The 6,626-nt window shown below is 70.1% G+C and carries 5 protein-coding genes; all 5 read right to left on the bottom strand.

Annotation, left to right across the window (positions count from 1 at the left end):
- Positions 1-635: 635 nt before the first annotated feature.
- Entirely contained in the window at positions 636-1,925 is a 1,290-nt protein-coding gene (locus AB4030_RS04185) for a thymidine phosphorylase (protein ID WP_442277923.1), read from the bottom strand.
- A 66-nt stretch (positions 1,926-1,991) separates the two neighbouring features.
- On the bottom strand, positions 1,992-2,408 hold the full coding sequence (locus tag AB4030_RS04180; protein ID WP_442277922.1) for a cytidine deaminase: 417 nt from the start codon (positions 2,406-2,408) through the stop codon (positions 1,992-1,994).
- A complete protein-coding gene (locus AB4030_RS04175) occupies positions 2,405-3,679 on the bottom strand; it encodes an ABC transporter permease (protein WP_442277921.1) in 1,275 nt (424 codons plus the stop codon). The genes AB4030_RS04180 and AB4030_RS04175 overlap by 4 nt, the downstream gene beginning before the upstream one ends.
- On the bottom strand, positions 3,676-4,797 hold the full coding sequence (locus AB4030_RS04170; RefSeq protein ID WP_442277920.1) for an ABC transporter permease: 1,122 nt from the start codon (positions 4,795-4,797) through the stop codon (positions 3,676-3,678). Before AB4030_RS04170 ends, AB4030_RS04175 begins: the two co-directional genes overlap by 4 nt.
- Entirely contained in the window at positions 4,794-6,440 is a 1,647-nt protein-coding gene (locus AB4030_RS04165; protein ID WP_442277919.1) for an ABC transporter ATP-binding protein, read from the bottom strand. The genes AB4030_RS04170 and AB4030_RS04165 overlap by 4 nt, the downstream gene beginning before the upstream one ends.
- Positions 6,441-6,626 lie beyond the last annotated feature (186 nt).

The following is a 6,626-nucleotide window of genomic DNA, read 5'->3' as shown; positions in this document are numbered from 1 at the left end:
ACCACCCTCATGGATGAATCCGAGCCAGACCCCGGGACGAGGTAATTGGCATCGATTTTTGACACGCTGTTGAGTTCTCAAGAATCGGACACACACCATCAACCACCTCAACGAGAAGGCATCCGGGGCAACCCTTCAAACTTACCCGCGTCAAGCTTGGGAGTCAAACCCGCGAACCGTCCTTCAGGACGACCGAGTCAGACCCGCTTGGTGTCAGCGGCCATGCTCTCCGAAGCCTACCGGATCAACCGGAGTGCCTCGGCCACCCCGGAGAAGTGCTCGATCGACTCGGGCTCCTCAGCGGGGCGACCCAGCACCTTACCGGACGAACCGGACTGGCCTGGACCATGATGGTCAACCCCGGGACCGGCCAACTTCGCTCGCGATTGACTCGCTCCGCGGTGGCGTCCGTTCCTCCCTGTCGGGCTGACGAAGAGAACGTTAACCCGCCCCTCCGGAGAAACACAAATCCGCCCCTCTGCGACGCCTCTGCTGCACCGCTGGCGCTCTGACCTGCGGAAAGTCCGACATCGGCAGCCTCGGTGCGCCCGTGCCGCGCGCACGCCGACGCACCCTTGCGACTACCAGCCCGAGGGAAAGGGCGGACGGATCGCTCTTTCGATGGGGGTTGGCGCTCAGGACACGCGGTCGATGACGATCGGGGGCAGGTCCGGACGCGAACCCTCCGGGGCGATCGTGAAGCCGCCCTCGAGAGCCTCGAGGGCGCGAGCGAAGCGCTCGGGCTCGTCGGTGTGCAGCGTCATCAGGGGCTCTCCCCCGCGCACCGTCGCACCCGGCTTGTGGTGCAGCTCCACACCTGCGCCGGCCTGGACCGGGTCCTCCTTGCGGGCGCGACCGGCCCCGAGACGCCACGCGGCCACACCCACGGCGAGGGCGTCCAGCTGGACGAGCACCCCGTCGGCGGGCGCCAGCACGTGGTGCGTCTCCTTCGCCGTCGGCAGCTCGGCGTCGGGGTCTCCCCCCTGGGCGCGGATCATCCGCCGCCAGACGTCCATGGCCCGGCCGTCCGCGAGCACGTCCGCCGGGTCGATGTCGGACCGCCCCGCTCCCGCGACCATCTCGCGTGCGAGCGCCAGGGTGAGCTCGACGACGTCGCCGGGTCCCCCGCCGGCGAGCACCTCCACCGACTCGCGCACCTCGAGGGCGTTTCCCGCGGTGAGGCCGAGGGGTGTCTCCATGTTGGTCAGCAGCGCGACCGTGTGCACGCCGGCGTCCGTGCCGAGACGGACCATCGTCTCGGCGAGCTCCCGCGCCTGGCCCAGCTCCTTCATGAACGCGCCGGACCCGACCTTCACGTCGAGGACGAGCGAGCCCGTGCCCTCGGCGATCTTCTTGCTCATGATCGAGGTGGCGATGAGTGGCACACACGACACGGTGCCCGTGACGTCACGCAACGCATACAGCTTCTTGTCGGCGGGGGCGAGGCCCGTGCCGGCCGCGCAGATGACGGCGCCGACATCCTCGAGCTGGTGCAGCATCTGCTCGTTCGTCAGGTCGGCGCGCCACCCGGGGATCGACTCGAGCTTGTCGAGCGTGCCGCCGGTGTGCCCGAGCCCTCGGCCCGAGAGCTGGGGGACGGCCACGCCGCAGGCGGCGACGATCGGAGCCAGGGGCAGGGTGATCTTGTCGCCCACTCCCCCGGTCGAGTGCTTGTCGCTCGTCGGGCGTGACAGCCCCGAGAAGTCGAGCCGCTCGCCGGAGCGGATCATCGCGTCGGCCCACCGGGCGATCTCGCGCGGGCTCATCCCGTTGAGGTAGATCGCCATCGCGAGAGCGGACATCTGCTCCTCGGCGACCGCACCCCGGGTGTAGGCGTCGATGACCCAGTCGATCTGCGCGTCCGAGAGCTCCTCCCGGTCACGCTTGGCGGAGATGACGTCGACGGCGTCGAAGGCTTCGCTCACGAGAACATCCTCACTCGACCACGCGGGTCTGTCGGGCTGTCCGGGGGACACGGAGGCGCAGGCCGTTCACGACCGGGAGCCCCCGTGCGTCAGGTCGTCGACGCCGAAGGCCTGCGGCAGCACCGCCGTCATGGGCAGCACCCCTTCGGGGGTCATGAGCAGGCACTCCGGGCCGCCGTTCTCCCACAGCAGCTGACGGCACCGACCGCACGGCATCAGCGCCGTGCCGTCGGAGCCGACGCAGAAGACGGCCGTCAGCCGCCCTCCGCCGCTCGCGTGGAGCTCGGACACCATGCCGCACTCCGCACAGAGGGCGACGCCGTAGGCGGCGTTCTCGACGTTGCAGCCGCCCACGACGCGGCCGTCGTCGACGAGCCCGGCCACGCCGACCCGGAACTGGGAGTAGGGCGCGTAGGCACGCTCCATGAGCTCGACGGCGCGCAGGCGCAAGGCCTCCCAGTCGACGGGCGCAGGATCGGTCACGACGCCTCACCCTTGCGGTAGACGGCACCGTCAGCGGCCGGCATACGCAGTCGTTGTGAGGCGAACGCGAGGACGAGGAGCGTCGACACGTAGGGCGTCATGCCGGTGAACTCGTTGGGGACGCTGGGAGACGCCAAGAACCAGGCCATGGCCGCGACCCCCATCACCACCATGGGCACGCCGGTGAAGGACTTGCCCCGACGACGACGCACGAGCTGCCAGATCCCCCACGCGGCCAGGCCGATGGCGATCGGCAGGAGGTAGGCGTGGACCACGTCGCCGCCGCCGCGCAGCTGCACCGCGTCGGTGTAGCCGAAGAGGGCCGCGCCGCCCGCGAGCCCGCCCGGGCGCCAGTTGCCGAAGATCATCGCGGCGAGGCCGATGAAGCCCCGACCACCGGTCTGGCCCTCGCGGTAGAGGTTGCTGGCGACGAGGACGAGGAAGCCCCCCGCCAGCCCCGCGAGACCGCCCGAGATGAGGACGGCCAGGAACTTGTAGCGGTAGACGTTGACACCGAGCGTCTCGGCCGCCACCGGCGACTCACCGCACGAGCGCAGCCGCAGGCCGAAGGCCGTGCGCCACAGCACCCACCACGTCACCACGAGCAGCAGCACCGCGATGACCGTCAGGACGTTGAGGTTGGTCGTGACCGCACGCAGCACGGCCGCGAGGTCGGACACGAGCCACCAGTGCTTCTGCTCGAGGTTCTGCAGCGGGTCGGAGACCCCGGGCACGGACAGGAACGGCAGCTGCTCCAGAGGCGGCGACTGCGTGGGGCCACCTCCCGGCAGGCCGGTGAACGTGCGGACCGCGAGGTAGGCGCCGGCGCCGAGGCCGAGGAGGTTGATCGCCACACCGGAGACGATGTGGTCGACACCGAAGACCACGGTGGCAAGGGCATGGACGGCGCCACCGACGACGCCCGTGAGGATCGCCCCGAGGATGCCGGCCCACGGGCCGTAGTGGTAGCCGAAGAACGCGCCACCCCACGTGCCCAGGATCATCATGCCCTCCAGGCCGATGTTGACGACGCCGGCCCGCTCGCTCCAGAGGCCACCGAGGCCGGCGAGGCCGATGGGCACGGCCAGACCAATGGCAGCCATGAGGGCACCCGAGGAGTCGATGTCGTTGGCGCCGGTGAGGACGCGGACCGTCGAGAGGACGACGAGGCCGCCCACGACGATCGCGGCCCAGAACCACCGGGGTCGACCCCCGCGACTTGCTGCCGGCGGCGTGGCCGGGGCGGTCTCGGTCATGACGGAGGCGCTCATGCCACCGCTCCTTCCGTCGGTGCGCCGGCTTGCCGGGCGAGCTCGCTGGCGACACGCCGCTGCTCCAGGCGGACGTTCGCGCGGCGGACGACCTCGTAGGCGATGACGACGGACAGCACGATGACTCCCTGGATGACCAGCACGAGCCGGTCACTGACTCCAGCGGTGATCTGCAGGCCGTTGCCCTGGGCGTCGAGGTAGGCGAACAGCAGCGCGGCGAAGGCGATGCCGATGGGGTTGTTGCGACCGAGCAGGGCAATGGCGATGCCGGCGAAGCCGAGACCGGCCTGGACGGTGTCGCCGTAGACGTAGTCCTGCCCGAAGAGCAGCGGCATGCCGACGAGCCCGGCCGCGGCACCGGAGATGAGCATCGACAGGAGGACCATCCGCTTGACCTTGACGCCGCTCGCGACGGCCGCCGACTCGGACCGGCCGGTCGCGCGCAGGTCGAAGCCGAACCGCGTCTTGTTGATGACGAACCAGTAGAGGACGCCGACGAGGATGGCGAGCAGGATGAGGCCGTACATCTTGCTCGGCGTCGCGATGATGCCGTCGACCGAGATGCCGGGAACCCGTGAGTCCTGCGGCAGCGGCTTCGTGTTGGTCGCGTTGCTGCCCTGGACCTTCTCGGCGGTCTTGCCCAGCAGGAAGGCCACGAGGAAGGTGGCGATCGCGTTGAGCATGATCGTGGAGATGACCTCGGAGACGCCGCGCGTCACCTTGAGCACGCCGGCGATCCCGGCCCAGAGGGCTCCGGAGGCCATCGCGACGAAGAGCGCCACGATGATGTTGAGCCAGCCGGGCAGCCAGCCCTGGCCCGCGAAGAGGGCCGCCGCGAACGAGGCGACGCGGTACTGGCCGTCGACACCGATGTTGAAGAGGTTCATCCGGAAGCCGATGGCCACGGCGATCGCCGACAGGTAGTAGACCGATGCAGCGTTGACGATCGCGACGACCTGACGCGGCAGCGGTGCCTTGAACAGCTGGGCCCAGACCGCACCGACCGGGTCGCCGGCGACGAACAGGATGATGCTCGTCACCACGACGGCCACGACGATCGACAGCAGCGGCGCCGCGATCGCCATGACGATGCGGCGGGCGTCGAAGCGGGTGCTCATCGGGTCTTCTCCTCGTCGGTGCCGGCATCGTCGCCGGTGCGGGCGTCGTCGCCGGTGCGGGCGTCGTCGCCGGTGCGGGCATCGTCGTCGGTGGACGCGGACTGCGCCCCGGTCATGGCGGCGCCGAGCTCCTCGCGCGTCACGACGTCCGGGTCGAACTCACCGGACAGCTTGCCTCGCAGGATGACGCGGATGGTGTCGGACAGGCCGACGAGCTCCTCGAGGTCGGCCGAGATGAGCAGGACTCCCAGTCCGTTGCGGCGGGCGGCCTTGATGTGGTCCCAGATCGCCGCCTGCGCGCCGACGTCGACGCCGCGGGTCGGGTGCGCCGCGACGAGGACGCGCGGGTTGCGGCGCATCTCGCGGCCGATGATGAGCTTCTGCTGGTTGCCGCCGGACAGCGAGCCCGACGTCACGTTGATCGAGGGGGTGCGCACGTCGAACTCGTCGACGATCGTCTGCGTCTCGCGCTTGGCCGCGCCCGCGTTGACGAGGACGTGGCCCGGGCCGGTGACGTTGATGGCCTCGGTCTGGTGGCCGAGGATGACGTTCTCCCAGAGCGGGGCCTCGAGGAGCAGGCCGTGGCGGTGCCGGTCCTCGGGGATGTAGCCGATGCCGGCCTCGCGGATCTCACGGACATGCCAGTCGGAGATGTCGACGTCGCCGAGCAGGATGCGGCCGCTCGAGGGCTCGCGCATGCCCATGATCACCTCGACGAGCTCGGCCTGGCCGTTGCCCTCGACGCCCGCGATGCCGACGATCTCGCCGGCGTGGATCGTGAGGTCGATGTCCTCGAGCAGCGCACGGCCGCCCGCCGGGTCGGCCAGCGAGGTGTCCTCGATCGTCAGCATCGGGGTCTGCGTGACCGTCGACTCCTCGGTCGAGGGCGACGGCAGCTCGGAGCCCACCATCAGCTCGGCGAGCTGGCGCGCCGTCACACCGGTCGGGTCGACCTCGGCGACGGTCGTGCCGCGGCGGATCACCGTGATGGCGTCGGCGACCTTGAGCACCTCGTCGAGCTTGTGCGAGATGAACATGACGGTCAGGCCCTCGGACTTCAGCTCACGCAGGTTGTCGAAGAGCTCGTCGACCTCCTGCGGCACGAGGACCGCGGTCGGCTCGTCGAGGATGATGATCCGCGCCCCGCGGTAGAGGACCTTGAGGATCTCGATGCGCTGGCGGGCGCCCACGCCGAGGTCGGCCACGAGCGTGTCGGGCGGCACCTCGAGCCCGTAGGCGTCGGCGATCTCGCGGATCTTCGCGCGCGCCGCGTCGCCGATGCCGTGCAGCTTCTCGGCGCCGAGGACGACGTTCTCGAGGACAGTGAGGTTGTCGGCGAGCTGGAAGTGCTGGAAGACCATGCCGATCCCGGCGGCGATGGCGTCGGACGGCGAGCGCAGCTCGAGTGCCTTCCCGTCCACCTCGATCGTGCCCTCGTCGGGCTGCTGGACGCCGTAGAGGATCTTCATCAGCGTCGACTTGCCGGCGCCGTTCTCACCGACGATGGCGTGGACGGTTCCCCTGTCGACGGTGAGCGCGATGTCCTTGTTGGCGACGACGCCCGGGAACCGCTTCGTGATGCCCTCGAGCCGGACGGCCGGGGCTCCGTGGTGGACCGCCGCCGGGGGCCTGCCCCCGGTCACGGGCGTGTTGCTGACGATGACACACACTCCTCATGCGGGCCCGCCTCGACACGGGCGTCGATCGAGTATTGAACCAGCACTCGCGAACCTAACAAGCCGCGGTGCCGGGTGGGGGAAGTCTGGAAGATGCGACGGCCCGGGCGGCGCTGCTCGCGCCGCCCGGGCCGTCCGGTGGGACGACCGTCA

Origin of the sequence: Terrabacter sp. 2YAF2 (assembly GCF_052114705.1) — a bacterium.
GTDB lineage: Bacteria > Actinomycetota > Actinomycetes > Actinomycetales > Dermatophilaceae > Terrabacter.
The sequence above is the reverse complement of the archived record's forward strand: the minus strand, read 5'-3'. Positions and strand labels throughout refer to the sequence as shown.